We start from the raw sequence: 15423 nt of genomic DNA, 5'->3' as shown, positions 1-15423 counted from the left end.
TCGATACCATGATCACGTTGAAAAGTCCAAACCAGCTCTACATTTTCGATCCATGGGTTATTCTCAGTCCCAAAAGACGCCAAACGCTCGACACCGGATGGCCGGGGCTGTTCAGAGAGGACATCATGCCCACGTTGCCGGTCGATCAGATCATCACGGAGGATGCGGATAGCCCGGTGGAGCTCAAAGCGCCCAAGCAGATCGTATCGGACTCCTTGCACAACCCTTCCGATCCGGATGCCACTGTCATTTATTCAAATTCTGATCAATAATTTATTTTGCGTATTATATTTAACGATCTCCTGCCGGAGGCCGACTTTCTATATGACCATCAAACTCTTAACATCAACCCTTTCAAGGTAGTGCTGCCTGTCCTGCAATAAGCGAATGAACTTATTTATAAAAACAGTCGATCAAAACCATGCCCAAAAGGTACAGTAAAAACGAAAAGCGGTTATGCACAAAACCCAAGTTGGGGCTTGCCCCGTTGGAAATCGAAATCGCTATCGGGATCGCTATCGAAATCGAAGCGAAACGAGGCGCAAAACGGATCTGAATCGATTTTGGTCCCGATCCCGATTTCGATTTGGATTTGTCGGGTGCTTGTCAACCGGCCGATGTTTCACTATAATCGCCAGGGTGGACGCAATCCTTGGCTTGCCCCTTGTAACACCGGTTTTTACCCCCCTGTTGAAAGGGATCCTTTGATCTATCTTGATCTGATTTTCAACCTGGCGTTGCTGGTGGCCTTGAGCGTGGTGTCGGCCTTCATCGAGGAGCGCTGGCCCAAGCAGCGGTGGTCCGGCGCCTTGTTGCAGGGGGTGCTGTTCGGTGGCGCGGCGGTGATCGGCATGCTGCGGCCCTTGGATCTGGGTGCGGGGTTGATCTTCGACGGCCGGTCGGTGATGCTCAGTCTTTGCGCCCTCTTTTTCGGTCCCATGGCGGCAACGGTGGCGGCCCTGATGGCCCTGGCCTGCCGCTTCTGGTTGGGGGGCGTGGGCATGATCATGGGGGTGGGCGTGATTTTGTCGTCCACGGCGGTGGGGTTGGTGGCCCACGCCCATGCCCCGCCGGGAAGGGCCGCCTTCTCCGCGCGCTATCTCTACCTGTTCGGCTTGGCCGTGCATGTCATCATGGTCCTTTTGATGACGACCCTGCCGTGGGAAATGGTGTGGTCCACCATGGTGCGCATCGGTGTGCCGGTCATCGTGCTCTATCCCCTGGCCACGCTGCTGGCCGGCAAGATACTGGCGGATCGTGCGGCGTTGCGCGCCAGCGAGGAGAACTACCGCAAGTTGTTCGAGGACCATGCCGCCGTCAAACTGATCGTCGAACCCGACAACGGCGCCATCCTGGACGCCAATCATGCTGCCGCCCGGTTCTACGGTTGGCCCCGGGACCAGCTGTCCGGTATGTCCTTGGCCCGACTCACAGTTGCCGATGCCCAGCCGACGGCCGTGGGCAACGGCGATCCGTTTCGCTATGAAACCCGCCACTGCTGTGCCGACGGCAGCGAGCGGGACGTGGCCGTATTCAGCAGTCCCATCGCCACGCCGCAAGGGGAGCGTCTCTACGTCATCGTGTATGACATCACCGAGCGCAAGGCTTCGGAGGAACGCAACCGGAAGCTGCAGGAGCAGTTGCACCAGGCCCAGAAGATGGAGTCGGTGGGCCGCCTGGCCGGTGGCGTGGCCCACGACTTCAATAACATGCTGGCCCTGATCATCGGCCACGCCGAGCTGGCCCTGGACCAGGCCGGATCGCAAACGGGCATCGCCACGGACCTGGGCGAGATTCTGGATGCCGGCCGCCGTTCGGCCGACCTGACGCGCCAATTGCTGACCTTCGCCCGCAAACAGCCCATCGATCCCCGGGTGCTGGATTTGAATGCCACCCTGGGCGGGATGCGCAACATGCTGCAGCGCTTGATCGGCGAGGCCATCGAACTGCGCTGGCAGCCGGGGGAGAAGCTGTGGCCTGTGCGCATGGACCCCTCCCAGGTGGACCAGATCCTGGTCAACCTGACCGTCAATGCCCGGGATGCCATCGACGGGGTGGGGACCATCACCATCGAAACCCGCAACGTGGCCATCGACATGCTCTATTGCCGGGACAATGCCGATTGCGCTCCCGGCGATTATGTGTGCCTGAGCGTCAGCGATACGGGGCCGGGCATGGACGCCCCGGTGCGCGCCAAACTCTTCGAGCCCTTTTTCACCACAAAGCCGGTGGGACGGGGAACCGGGCTGGGGTTGGCGACGGTCTACGGTATCGTGACGCAGAACCAGGGGTTCATCACGGTTTACAGCGAACCGGGGCACGGGGCCCGTTTCATGGTCCACTTGCCCCGTGCGCCGGAAGATGCGACGGCCGCGCCGATGGCCCAAGCGATGCCGGAACCGGCCCGAGGCAACGAAACCATCTTGCTGGTGGAGGATGAAACCGCCTTGCTGAAGCTTACCCGTACCATCCTGACCCGCCATGGCTACACGGTGCTGGCCGCCGCCACGCCCGAGGAGGCCCTGGCCCTGGCGCGACGGCATGCCGGACCCATCCATTTGCTGGTCACCGATGTGGTGATGCCCGGCCTCGACGGCAAGGCCCTGCAGGATCGCCTGACGGCCTTGCGTCCGGAGATCCGCACCCTCTTCATGTCCGGTTACACCGCCGACGTGATCGCCCGCCGCGGTGTGCTGGACGCGGACATCGATTATCTGCAGAAACCCTTTTCGGTGGCGATCCTGGCCGCCAAAGTGCGCAGCGTGCTGGACCGGTAGCAGTGGTAGGGGGGCGGTTCGCGCCGCAGGAAGGTGGTCGCGCGCCCTTATCCGGTCGCTCTCCCCGGGGGCGGGTGGGGCAGGCGGTTGTTGTAGGTCCAGAACCAGCACGACTCCTCGCCATGGGTTTCCCATCGGAGGTAGCCTCGTTCGACCAGGGCTTTGATGGTGCGGTCCACCAGCGGGGTGTCCATCCGGGTGGTGCGGGCGATGTGGGTCACCAGGGCGGTCGTGGGGTCGGGGCCGTCGGCGCCGGCCGGCAGGCGGGCGCCTTCGATCATGTCTTCGGCCAGCAGGCGATAGACCAGACGCATGCGGTACAGCCCCTCGAACATGAGGTACTCTTGGTCACTGCAATCGCCCTGCAGGTAGCGTGCTTCCATGGGGTCGGTCTTTTCTTGTTGCCGGTGGTACACTTCGGCCACGAAACGGTCCATCTCTTCCGGCGACAGGCGTGAGGTGCGCACGATGGCCTGGTTCGCATCATACTGTCGCCAATCGTCGGTCAGGATCTCCAGGTCGTACTCAGCGATCTCTTCCCGAACCCTGGTGCCGGGAAAGGGGGAGAGGAAGTGAAAGCCGTATTCGATGCCCAGTTCTTCGGCGAAGCGATGGCTGCGGGCCAGTGTCTCCGGCGATTCGCCCGGCAATCCGCACATGAATGAGGCGTGCACCCGCAAGCCGGCCGCCCTGCTCCAAGTCACGGCGCGGCGCGCCTGATCCAGGGTGATGCCCTTGCGGACCCGCCGTAGTATCTCCGGATCGCCCGATTCGATGCCGAAGCTGATGCTGTCGCACCCCGCCGCCCGCATGGCCTGCAGGGTGGCCGGATCCACCGTGTTGACCCGCGCGAATGCGCTCCAGTCGAAGCGTACCCCGCGGCGGGTGATTTCTGCGCACAGGGCCTGCACCCGCCGCTTGTCGGCGGTGAACAGGTCGTCGGCGATGTTGATGCGGCTGATGCCGTAGGTCAGCAGATGGGCGATTTCGTCGACCACCCGGCGCGGGTCACGGAAGCGGGGTTTGCTGCCCACCATGCGGCGGCCCAGGCAGAAGATGCAGCGGTTGGGACAGCCCCGGCTGGTGATGATGCTCGCCGGAAAACCCAGCGCCTGGTAACGGGACATTGGCAGCAGGTGGCGTGCCGGCAACGGCAACCGATTCAGATCGTCGATCAGGGGGCGCTCCGGTGTGCGCACCACCGCATCGCCCCGGCGAAAGGCGATGCCGGCGATGTCGGGCCATCGCCGGGGCGTTTTCAAGGCGGGGATCAGCTCCGCCAGGGTCGCCTCGCCCTCGCCGATGACGATCAGGTCCAGTTCGGGATGGCGCCGCAGGGTGTTGTCCACATCGAAGGAGACATGGGGGCCGCCCATCATGGTGACAATGGCAGGCCGATGGGCCTTGGCCTCGCGGATGATGGCGACGGCATCGGGAAAGTTCATGGTCACAGCCGTGGCGCCCACCACATCCGGCGCGAAGGCGTCCAAGGCGGCCCGCAGTTTTTCAGGGGTGTAACGGCTGACGATAAAATCCAGCAGCAGCACCTCGGCCCCGGCAGCCTCACAGGCGGCGGCCACATAACACAACCCCAAAGGCGGCGAAGGGGCCTCCTCCAAAGGATAGGGCGGAGCAATCAAGGCGATTTTCATGAACCGGCCATCTACCACGAAACCCCACAAAATTTAAAGTACAAAATCCCCCCACCCACCCCAGCTCAAACAAACCCAACCATCTCTAATCGACTAAATTCCTTCAACTTAAAACTTTAAACTTAAAACTTTAAACTGGGGCCCGCCCCTCAGGGCCCCTCACATTTTACGCAACTCCTTACGCAATATCTTGCCGACCAAACTCTTGGGCAGGGCATCGAGGAAGACCACTTCCTTGGGGGATTTGAATTTCTTCAGCTTGGTCTGCGCATATTCGATGATCTCCTCGGCGGTGGCGGTCTCGCCGGGCAGCAGCACCACGAAGGCTTTGATGTTTTCGCCGTAGACCTCATCGGGCATGCCCACCACGGCGGCTTCGGAGACTTTGGAGTGGCTGTAGAGCACCTCTTCCACTTCCCGCGGGGCGATGTTTTCGCCGCCTTTGATGATGATGTCCTTTTTACGCTCGGTGATGAAAAAATAGCCCTCTTCGTCCTGGTACCCCACATCGCCGGTGTAGAGCCAGCCGTCGCGCAGCACCTTGGCGCTTTCCTCCGGTTTCTGCCAATAGCCTTGCATCAGCATGGGGCCGGAGATCAGGATTTCCCCCTGGGTTCCGGGGGGCACGACGATGCCCTGGTCGTCCACCACCTTCATTTTGGTGCCTTTCATGGGCAGGCCGATGGAGCCGATCTTCTTTTTGCCTTCGAAGGGGTTGACGGCGTTGTTGGCGCCGGCTTCGGTCAGTCCCCAGCCTTCGATGATCTCGAAGCCGAAGGTGGCCTTGAAGCGCTCCCAGGTTTCCAGGGTGAGGGGCGCCGAGCCGCAGATCCAGTACTTCATGGAGCTCAGGTCGTACTTCTTGGGATCGGGGTGCAGCAGCATGAAGATGTACATGGTGGGCACGGCGCCGATCATGTTGGCCTTGTACTTCTCGATGGCGGCGAACACCTTGTCGATATCGAAGGAGTCCAGCACCACGGAGCAGCCGCCGCCCACCAGCATGCCGAAGTTCATGCTGGCGATGCCGTAGGAGTGGCAAAGGGGCAGCACCAGGACGCTGGTCATGCCCGACGGCAGGTTCAGCGTGGCTTGCTGCATTTCGGCGTTGGCCAGCAGGCTGCCGTGGGTGTGCATCACCCCCTTGGGTTGGCCGGTGGTGCCGGCGGTGTAGATCAGGGCCGCCAGATCGTCGTCGCCCACCGCGGCGATTTCGATCGCATCCGGTTGGGCATCGCACAGGGCGTGATAGGAGAGGGTGCCCTCGGGCACTTCCGGGTCGGTCAGGATGATGTTGCGCAGCTCTGGGGCCTCTTTGCGGCAGGTTTCGATCTTGGGGAGGAACATTTTGTTGCTGATGACCGTGCTTGCCCCGGTATCCTGGTAAATAAAGGCGGTTTCGGCATCGCCCACCATGAAGTTGATGGGCACGACCACGGCCCCCAGGCTGTAGACGGCGGTAAAGCTCTGCAGTACTTCCGGGCAGTTGGGCATCTGGATGATCACCCGGTCCCCCTTGCCCACCCCCAAACTTTTGAGGGCATTGGCCAATTGGGCCGATTTTCGGCGCATCTCCACATTGGTGAATTGCCGTTCCCCGAAAATGGTGGACACATGTTCACCGAAACGCTCGATCTCTTTTCCAGGCAAGTGCGCGAGGTTCATTGAATCTCCTTTTCTGTGATAATGGTTCGAAGCTATTTTGGCCGCTGCGGCGCCGGTTGTCAAAGGTTTTCAGGCAGGTTTTCAGGCCGCCGTGGCGCCGCCGTCCACGGTGACCACCGTGCCGGTGATGTAGCGGGCGCAGTCGGAGGATAGAAAAGCCACCACCCGGCCCACATCTTCCGGCGCGCCGGGCGGGGGGGTGCGGGGAACCAGCTCCTGCCAGCGATCAGCATCGCCCAGCCGCGTTTGGGCCAGGCCGCGCAGCAGGCTTTCCAGGCGTGCGGTGCGGATCAGGCCCGGATTGACGGCTAAAACCCGGATGCCCTCCTTCAGGCTGCGCGCGCCCAGGGCGCGGGTGAAGGCCATCAAGGCGGCATTGCCGGCGCCGCCGGCGATGTAGTCCAGGGTGGGGCGCTCTCCGCCGGCGCCGATCACGTTGATGATGACGCCCCGGCCATGTTCGCGCATGCGTGGGTAAACCGCACGGCAAAGATTGATGTAACCGAACACCTTCAGGTCCCACGCTTGGCGCCAGAGCGGTTCGGACACGCGCCACAGGTCGCCGCGGGGAATGGCGCCGGCATTGTTGACCAGGATGTCGATCCGCGGGCAGGCATCCGCCAGGGCACGGGCCTGATCGCCGTCGGTCAGGTCCGCCGGGTGGCAGGTGACGGCCACTCCGTAGCGATTCTGCAGGTCTGCGCGGGTCGCGTCCAGGGCCTCGGCGCCGCGGGCCGCCAAGTGGAGGGCGCACCCTTCGGCGGCCAACGCTTCGGCGCAGGCGCGGCCGATGCCCATGGAACCCCCGGTGATCAATGCGGTACGGCCATTGAGTCCTAAATCCATCGACGCACTCCTTGTTTGGTTTGTGATAGCGGTTCGCGAGCCCTAAGGGGTCGTCGCGGCCGCTTTGTCGAAGGGGATGGTCAGGGCGTAGACCCCTTCCTCGAGTTTGGCTTGCACGGGGAAGCCGCCGCGCTCGAACACCTTGAGCATGGCGCGGTTGGTGGTCAACACGTCGGCCGTCAGGCCCGCCAAACCTTGCTGCTGGGCGTGGCGCGCCAGCAGCCGGAAGAGGAAGCTGGCAATGCCCAGCCCCTGGTATTCTTCATCGACAACGAAGGCCACATCGGCGTACGGTTTGTTTTCATGCCGCGCGTATCGGCCTTCGGCGATGATGGTGCCCTGGCCCGGGTCGCCGATGACGCCGACGATGGAGAGCACCTTACGGTAGTTCACATTGACATATTCCTGCATCTTGGCGTGGGTCATGGTTTTGATGGGGGCGAAATAACGGTAGTAAATCGCCTCGTCGGAAAAGCGGTAGAACAGACGCCGCATTTGCTCCTCGTCCGAGGGACGGATGGCCCGGAAACGTACCGAAAGGCCGTTTTTGAAGTTGTGGCGGGTGGCCACTTCATGGGGGTAGCAATGGGCACTGTCGGCCAGGAAGATCTGGTCGGCAAAGAGAATGCGGGCCTCCTTGGCCGCCTCCACCAGGCCGGGTCGATCTTCCGGGTGGGCGATGTCGATCAGGGCCTGGGCTCGTTCGCGCAAGGTGCGGCCGCGCAGGTTGGCGATGCCGTATTCGGTCGCCACGATGTCCATGGATTCGGGTTGATTGAGCAAGTTGGGGTTGTCTTCCACCGACAGGCGCACGTTGGGTTCGCCTTCCCGGTTGCGGCTGGGCAGGGCCAGAATGGTGTAGCCCCCCGGCGAGAGATCGGCGCCGTTGAAGAAGTCGGCGAGTTGCCCCGGACCGGTGGTGACGGCCCCCTTGCCGATGCTCATGGCCGCCCGTCCGCTCAAATCCACCCGGCGGGCGGGGATGATCAGCACGAAGTTGGGATTGCGGGCGATGTCCAGGGGGCTGAAGACCCGGTCCACGCTCTGGAACTCCACCAGGGGGTTGTGGTCCAGCCAGCGCATCAACTGCGGACTGCCAAGGGCGAAGCCGGTCAGGGAGCGCCCCCGGAAGATGCCCTTGCGGCGGTTGCTGACGGCCCCGCTGCACACCAGGTCCATCAGGGCATCGGTGAAGAAGGGGGTGTGGATGCCCAGGTCGCGCTTGCCGGCGAGATGTTTGGGCAGTGCTTCGTAAATTGGGCCGATGTTGTAGGCCAGGCAGGAGCCGTCTTCGATCACTGCGGCCACGTTGGCCGCCACCCGGTCGAAGATTTCGTCCAGGGGCCAGCGGTCGAAGTACAAGGGCGGGTCTTCGCTGTGCACCAACAGGTCGAAGGCGTCCATGGAGACGAAGGTGTCGCCGTAGGTGAAGGGAATGTCGGCGTTGATTTCGCCCACCACCAGGTCGGCCTGTTCCATGGCCTGGCGGGCCACATCCATGCCCACCCCCAGGCTGCAGTAGCCGGTGTCGGTGGGCGGGGTGATCTGGATGAAGGCGATGTCGATGGCCATCTGGCCCGAGGTGATCAGCCGGGGGATGGTGGAGAAACGGGCCGGAATCAAATCCACATGCCCGGCGGCGATGGCCTCCGAGGCCACCCAGCCGGAGAAAAAGGTGCGCAGCCGATATTTGTGGGATTGGAGGGCTTCCAGGGAGATGGCGTCGCCGAAGCTGACCAGTTGAATCAGGGTCAAGTCCTGCAGGTTGTACTCCTTGGAGGCCATCAGGCGTTTGACCAGGGTGCGCGGCTCGGCGGTGCCGGTGCCGATGAAGATGTTCATGCCCGGTTCGATGCGGGTCAAAACGGCGTCGGCGGAGACGACCCGCTTTTGCCACTCTGCTTTGGAGGTCTGTTTCATGGAATCGTCCTTTTTACCATATGGTTCATGGGTTCTCTTTTTCACAAATAGGGAGAGGCGAGCCGGGCGCAACCGTCGCGCAGCTTGACGGCCAGGGAGCGGCCGTCCACATCCTCCAGGGTCAACGGCCGGGCGGTCGAGCGTTTGCGTTCCACCAGGGTGTCGAGGGTGGCCGCCAGCACCGGATCGTAGCACTCCAGGTTGAATTCGAAATTGAGCCGCAGGCTGCGCGGATCCCAGTTGGAAGAGCCCAAGAGGGTCCAGGCCCCGTCCACCAGCATCAGTTTGGTGTGGTCGAAGGGCGGGGGGGTGAGCCAGATGCGACACCCTTGCTCCAGCACTTGCCACACGATGGCGGCCGAGGCCCATTGCACCAGGCGCAGGTTGTTGCGCGCCGGCAGGAAGATGTCCACCTTGACGCCGCGCATGGCCGCCAGGTTGAGGGCGGTGATCAATGACGCGTTGGGCAGAAAATAGGGAGTGACCACCCGCACGGAGGATTCGGCGCAACTCAAGGCGCCCAGGAGGGTGGTGCAAAGGTTCTCGAAATCCGCGTCCGGTCCGTCGGGGATGCCACGGGCGATCACGTCGCCCTCGGACGGTACTTCGGGGAACCAGATGTCGCCTTCCAGCCGTTCCCCTTTGCAAAAGAGCCAGTCTTCGGCAAAGGCGTGCTGCATCTGGGTCACCACCGGTCCGTTGACTTGGAAGTGCAGATCCGTGATGGGGTTTTTGGGGCACAACGCCGGCCAATGGGCCGAGCGGATGTTCATCCCGCCGATGAACCCCCGGGCCCCGTCGACCACCAATATCTTGCGGTGGTTGCGTAAATTGGCATAGGCGAATGCCCAGGGGGCCCATTGGGGCAAGAAGGAGGCATGGGAGATACCGGCGCGTCGCATGCGATAGGTGATTGGGGGAAAGGTGTATTTGCTGCCGGCATCGTCCACCATCACCCGCACCTGGACACCCCTTTGGACCGCATTGCGCAGCGCGTCCGCAAAACGGCGTCCGGCGGCGTCGTTGTCGAAAATGTAGGTGCCCAGGGTGATGGACCGTTGTGCCTGTGCGATGGCGTCCAGCATGCGGGGATAGGCCTCTTCGGGCGCCAGGGGGGTGACGGTGTTGCCGTCCAGCAGGGGGTAGCGGGTCACCTTGCCCACCAGGCGGGCCAGATGGGTCAGGTGAGGTCCCAATTGGTGAATGGATGCGGCCTCCGGCGCCACGCAGGCATCGGCGGAGTGCACCGGCAGCAGATGGCGAAAATCGCGCAGGGAGCGGGCCCTGCGGTGCACCCGGTTGATGCCCAGCCACAGGTAGAGCAGACTGCCGAAGATGGGGACGAACCAGATGAAGCCGACCCAGGCGATGGCGGCGCGGGTGTCCCGCTTGTAGAGGATGGCGTGACCGGCGGCCAGGACACTGACAACAAAGGTGAGCAAGGCCAGAAACTGGGGCCACAGGGATGCAATCACGTCGGTCGGCACGGATACTCCTCACCAAAGGTTGCCGGGGGGTTGCCCCCCTTGATCGTTTCTGTATCCTATATCATAAAAACGATGCGGGCACATGGGCGCCCTGAAGGGCCATGCGAAAAAAGGCCTTGACAGCGATCCGCGTTCCTACTTATTTATCGCGCACAATCTCAATGCAACTTCAGATCCCAGGCACTTCGGTTATGCAGCAGGCGGATATCGACAACAGCGTGAACACGGTTTGGTGGTGGCGCCAGTGGTGCGTGCGCGCTCACGGTGCCTTGCCGATCATCTGAAACCGTCACAGGCAACCATAAGGACCGTGGGCCCCATCCGGCTCACGGTCTTTTTTTTTCGTGGGCGGGAAAACGGGTGGACCTCCCCTGTCCCTTGAAAGGAGATCTATATGTTACTGCGTAAATTTCCCGACCAGTCCCGGTTCGAGGCGCTGGCACGCGCCCACAATGTGGTGCCGTTGGCCGTGGAGATCCTGGCCGACATGGAAACGCCGGTTTCCCTGCTGGCCAAGCTCTACCGGGAGCAGGGGCCCGTGTTTCTGCTGGAAAGCGTGGAGGGGGGCGAAAAATGGGGGCGCTACAGTTTCATCGGCACCTCGGCCCATGCCGACGTTCAGGTGTTTCGCGACACGGTGCGCATCACCACCGCCGCCGGCACCGAGACCGTGGCCCATGACAACGATCCGCCGGCGGTGCTGCAAGCCTTGCTGGCGCGCTACCGGGCGGCCGATCTGCCCGAGCTGCCCCGTTTCTGGGGCGGCCTGGTGGGCTACTTGAGCTACGAGATGGTCTCCTTTTTCGAACCGCGCATCCCCAACCGGCTGCCGGCGGATCAGCCCATAGCCCATTTTGTGCTTCCCGAGGAGCTGCTGATCTTCGACAACATCCGCAACACCCTGCTGTGCCTGGCCATCGGGTTCATCGACAACCCGGCCGATGCCGGGCATGTGTACGCCGCCGCCGCCAACCGGCTCAACGGTTTGCTGCGCCGCATCGCCCAACCCCTGGCCGCGTCGTCGTCGCACAGCGGTCCTTTCCAACTGGCTTTGCAGCCGGTGCAGCCCGATGCCACCTACCGGCACCAGGTGGATGTGGTCAAGGACCATATCCGCAAGGGGGACATCATTCAGGCGGTGCTTTCCCAGCCTTTCACCTGCCCCGCCCCCCCCGACATGCTGGCTCTCTACCGGGCCCAGCGCTACATCAATCCATCGCCCTATCTGTTTTTCATGCACCTGGGCGACACGGTGCTGGCCGGTTCCTCGCCCGAGACCATGGTGCGCCTGGAGAACCGGGTGGCCACCTTGCGGCCCATCGCCGGCACCCGGCCCCGCGGGGTGGACGAGCAGACGGATCGCGCCTTGGCCGACGAGCTGCTGCAAGACGAAAAGGAGCGGGCCGAGCATCTGATGCTGGTGGATCTGGGGCGCAACGACCTGGGGCGCGTGGCCCGCACCGGCACGGTGCAGGTGACCGACCTGATGGTGGTGGAACGCTACTCCCATGTGATGCACCTGGTTTCCAACATCATCAGCGAGCTCAAACCCGAGTGCGATGCCTGGGACCTGCTGCGGGCCGCCTTTCCGGCCGGCACCCTCAGCGGCGCGCCCAAGGTGCGGGCCATGGAGATCATCGACGATTTGGAACAGGGACCCCGCGGACCCTACGGCGGAGCGGTGGGCTATGTCTCCTTCAACGGCAACATGGACCTGGCCATTACCATCCGCACCGCCTGCGTGCGTGATAACCTGTTGACCGTGCGGGCCGGGGCCGGCATCGTGGCCGATTCGGACCCCGAACGGGAGCGCCGGGAGACCGTCAACAAGGCCATGTCGGTGCAGAAAGCCCTGGCCATGGCCCAGGCCGCCGAAACAAAGGAGATCCGTTCATGATCCTGATGATCGACAACTACGATTCGTTCACCTACAATCTGGTGCAGTACCTGGAGGAGATCGGCGCGTCGGTGGAAGTGGTGCGCAACGACGTGATGGACGCGGCGGCTGTGGAAGCGCTGGCGCCTTCGGCCATCGTGATTTCGCCGGGACCGGGCGGCCCGCCGGATGCCGGGGTCTCCCTGGCGGTGATCGAGCGCCTGTCGGGCCGCATACCGATTTTGGGGGTCTGCCTGGGGCACCAGTGCATCGCGGCGGCCTTCGGCGCCGCCATCATCGGCGCCCGGCGCCTGATGCACGGCAAAACCTCTACGATTACGGGTGACGGCGAAGGCTTGTTCAGCGGCGTCAAGCAGCCGTTTCAGGCCATGCGCTACCACTCCCTGGTGGTGGACCCCGGGACCGTACCCCCATGCCTCAAGGTTAGCGCCACCGCCGAGGACGGCGAAATCATGGGCCTGCGCCACACCCACCACCTGACCGAGGGGATTCAGTTTCATCCCGAGTCGATCATGACCACCATCGGCAAACGGCTGTTGCGCAATTTCGTCAAAAGGGTCGGGGCATCGGAATAGGCGCGCCTGTTTCAATCATCTTTTCAGCAGGAGTTTCCAATGATCAAACCGTTTCTATCCAAAATCATCCAACGGCAGAATCTGACCGCCGCCGAAATGGCCGAGATGATGCACTTGGTGCTCACCGGCCAGGCCAGCGAGGCCCAGATCGGGGCTATGATGGCGGCTTTGGCCACAAAAGGGGAAACCTTCGAGGAGCTGGCCGGCGCGGCGCGTGCCATGCGCGGCAACGCCCGCCGCATCCAGGCCCTGGGGTCGCCGGTGGTGGACACCTGCGGCACGGGCGGCGACGGGGTGGGCAGTTTCAACATCTCCACCACCACCGCCTTCGTGGTGGCCGGTTGCGGCGTGACGGTGGCCAAGCACGGCAACCGCTCGGTCTCCAGCAAATGCGGCAGCGCCGATGTGTTGGAGGTGTTGGGGGTCAAGCTGGACACCGACCCGGAGATCGTGGAGGAGGCGGTGCAGAGCATCGGCATCGGTTTTCTGTTCGCGCCCCTCTATCACAGTGCCATGAAGTACGCCGCCAAGCCGCGGCAGGAGCTGGGGGTGCGCTCCATTTTCAACATGCTGGGGCCGCTGACCAATCCGGCCTCGGCCAACTGCCAGCTGCTGGGGGTGTTCGCGCCGGCGCTGACCGAAATGTTCGCCCGGGCGCTGCAATTGCTGGGGACCCGGTCGGCCATGGTGGTGCACGGCCATGACGGCCTGGACGAGATCAGCGTCTGCGCCCCCACGCGGGTCAGTGAACTCAAGGCCGACGCCATTCGCACCTACGACATCCACCCCGAACAGTACTTCGGCGGTCTTGCCGATCCGGCCGACATGGCCGGCGGCGATCCCCCAGCCAACGCGGCCATCACCCGCGCCATCCTCGAAGGCGAAAAGGGGCCCCGGCGCAATGTGGTGCTGATCAATGCAGGCGCGGCCCTGGTGGCGGCCGACAAGGCGGCCGATCTGCGGCAGGGCATCGACCGTGCGGCGGCGGCCATCGACCAGGGCAAGGCCATGGAGAAGTTGCAAGCCTTGGCGGCTTACACCCAGGAGAACGGATGACACCATGAGCATTCTGGATCGCATCGTGGCCGATAAAAAGGAGCTGGTGGCCGACGCCGCGCGCCGGATGCCCTTGAACCAACTGTGCGCCCGGATCGCCGACACCGCCTGGACGGCGCGCGGTTTCGCGGCGCGGCTGGCCCGTCCCGGACCGGGCGGGGTCAATATCATTGCCGAGGTGAAGCGGGCTTCGCCCTCCAAGGGGGACATCCGGCCGGACCTGGATGCGGCCCGTTGCGCCGCGGAATACGCGGCCGGCGGCGCGGCGGCCATCTCGGTGCTCACCGACGGGCCCTATTTCAAAGGTGCCCTGGAAGACCTGGTCCGGGCCCGCGCGGCCACCGATCTACCCGTGCTGCGCAAAGAGTTCATCATCACGGATTATCAGCTCTACGAGGCCCGGGCCGCCGGTGCCGATGCGGTCCTGCTCATTGTGCGTATTCTGTCGCTGTCACAGCTCGATGGGCTGCTGGCCTTGACCCGTGAACTGGGCATGGATGCCCTGGTGGAGATCCATTCGGCGGAGGAGTACACCATTGCCCGCGCCGCCGGCAGCCGCCTGATCGGCATCAACAACCGCAACCTGGCCACCTTCGACACCGACCTGGGGACCGCTACAACTCTGGCGGCTCGCATGGGTCCGGGAGAAATACCCGTGGCGGCCAGCGGCATCCACAACCGCCGCGACATCGAGGCCAACCTGGCCGGAGGGATATTCAATTTTCTGATCGGCGAAAGCCTGGTGCGGGCGCCGGACCGGGTTGCCTTTTTGAAGGAATTGATGGGTGGTGCGCCGGCGGCGAAACAACCAGCGGATGGAGGCATCTGACCCATGACCAAAGCAAACAACCGGGGCGACGGCCCTCGAATCAAGATCTGCGGTTTGACCGATCCGGCACAGGCGGCGAATTGCGCCGCCCTGGGCGCCGATGCCATCGGACTGATTTTTCATCCGCCCAGCCCCCGTTATGTCACCCTGGACCAGGCCGCCGCCATTGCCGATGCCTTTCCCCCGACGGTACCCGCCGTGGGGGTTTTCGTCAATGTCGGCTGGGAACAACTGGCCGCCACCGTGCGCTACTGCCGCTTGGGCGCGGTGCAGCTGCACGGCAACGAACCCCAATCGCTGGTGGCGCGGCTGCAGGACAGTTTTGATGGGGTGGTGATCAAGGCGCTCTTTGCCGCCAAAAAGCCCCGACTGACGGATGTGGACCGCTACCGGGCATCGGCCTACCTGGTGGAGTGCGGCCGCGGCGTTCAACCCGGCGGTAACGCCCTGACCTGGGAGTGGGGCGCCGCCGCCGACCTGGCCCGCCGCCATCCCACCCTGCTGGCCGGCGGTCTCGATGCGGACAATGTGGCCCGCGCCATCGCCGACGCCCTGCCCGACGCCGTGGACGTCAGTTCCGGCGTGGAGGCGGCGCCGGGCCGCAAGGACCCGGCCAAAGTGGCCCGTTTCATCGCCGCCGTGCGGCAGACGGGGCCGTTGTATGCGCAAGGCGGGCGGGTGGTGCGGGAAGTGTTTGGGCCCTGGCGGGCCCAAGTTTT

Annotated in this window: 12 protein-coding genes; 7 read left to right on the top strand and 5 right to left on the bottom strand. The window is 63.5% G+C overall.

From position 1 onward, the window contains the following. The first annotated feature begins 8 nt into the window (after positions 1–8). Positions 9–272 (top strand): hypothetical protein, encoded by a 264-nt coding sequence (locus MRX98_RS06120; RefSeq protein ID WP_246903963.1) that lies wholly within the window; start codon positions 9–11, stop codon positions 270–272. Between the two features lie 432 nt (positions 273–704). After that, a complete protein-coding gene (locus MRX98_RS06115; protein WP_246903962.1) occupies positions 705–2777 on the top strand; it encodes a LytS/YhcK type 5TM receptor domain-containing protein in 2073 nt (690 codons plus the stop codon). A gap of 47 nt (positions 2778–2824) precedes the next feature. Here MRX98_RS06115 and MRX98_RS06110 read toward each other — a convergent pair whose 3' ends face one another. From MRX98_RS06110 to MRX98_RS06090, 5 genes are all read right to left on the bottom strand, one after another. Next, positions 2825–4429, bottom strand: coding sequence for a B12-binding domain-containing radical SAM protein (locus MRX98_RS06110; RefSeq protein ID WP_246903961.1), 1605 nt, complete (start codon positions 4427–4429; stop codon positions 2825–2827). Between the two features lie 159 nt (positions 4430–4588). After that, the gene (locus tag MRX98_RS06105; RefSeq protein ID WP_246903959.1) at positions 4589–6094 is read right to left on the bottom strand and encodes a class I adenylate-forming enzyme family protein; all 1506 of its coding nucleotides are present in this window, start codon (positions 6092–6094) and stop codon (positions 4589–4591) included. Positions 6095–6175: 81 nt separating this feature from the next. Further along, complete coding sequence (locus MRX98_RS06100; protein WP_246903957.1) at positions 6176–6940, bottom strand: short-chain dehydrogenase/reductase; 765 nt, start codon at positions 6938–6940, stop codon at positions 6176–6178. 42 nt (positions 6941–6982) lie between these two features. Beyond that, positions 6983–8860 (bottom strand): GNAT family N-acetyltransferase, encoded by a 1878-nt coding sequence (locus MRX98_RS06095; protein WP_246903955.1) that lies wholly within the window; start codon positions 8858–8860, stop codon positions 6983–6985. A gap of 41 nt (positions 8861–8901) precedes the next feature. After that, a complete protein-coding gene (locus MRX98_RS06090; RefSeq protein WP_246903953.1) occupies positions 8902–10347 on the bottom strand; it encodes a phospholipase D-like domain-containing protein in 1446 nt (481 codons plus the stop codon). A gap of 394 nt (positions 10348–10741) precedes the next feature. Here MRX98_RS06090 and MRX98_RS06085 point away from each other — a divergent pair, with 394 nt between their 5' ends. The 5 genes from MRX98_RS06085 to MRX98_RS06065 form a co-directional block, all read left to right on the top strand. Further along, positions 10742–12244, top strand: a complete 1503-nt coding sequence (locus MRX98_RS06085; protein WP_246903951.1) for an anthranilate synthase component I family protein — start codon at positions 10742–10744, stop codon at positions 12242–12244. Then, positions 12241–12819, top strand: coding sequence for an anthranilate synthase component II (locus MRX98_RS06080; protein WP_246903950.1), 579 nt, complete (start codon positions 12241–12243; stop codon positions 12817–12819). Before MRX98_RS06085 ends, MRX98_RS06080 begins: the two co-directional genes overlap by 4 nt. A 39-nt stretch (positions 12820–12858) precedes the next feature. Continuing rightward, positions 12859–13875: an anthranilate phosphoribosyltransferase gene (gene trpD / locus MRX98_RS06075; protein ID WP_246903948.1), complete on the top strand. Its 1017-nt coding sequence runs from the start codon at positions 12859–12861 to the stop codon at positions 13873–13875. A 4-nt stretch (positions 13876–13879) separates the two neighbouring features. Continuing rightward, the gene (gene trpC, locus MRX98_RS06070; RefSeq protein ID WP_246903946.1) at positions 13880–14704 is read left to right on the top strand and encodes an indole-3-glycerol phosphate synthase TrpC; all 825 of its coding nucleotides are present in this window, start codon (positions 13880–13882) and stop codon (positions 14702–14704) included. Between the two features lie 3 nt (positions 14705–14707). Further along, the coding region (locus MRX98_RS06065) for a phosphoribosylanthranilate isomerase (RefSeq protein WP_246903944.1) at positions 14708–15423 on the top strand (716 nt) is incomplete at its 3' end.

The sequence above is a fragment of the Desulfatitalea alkaliphila genome (assembly GCF_022968795.1).
In the GTDB taxonomy this organism is placed as follows: Bacteria; Desulfobacterota; Desulfobacteria; order Desulfobacterales; family Desulfosarcinaceae; genus Desulfatitalea; species Desulfatitalea alkaliphila.
The sequence above is the reverse complement of the archived record's forward strand: the minus strand, read 5'-3'. Positions and strand labels throughout refer to the sequence as shown.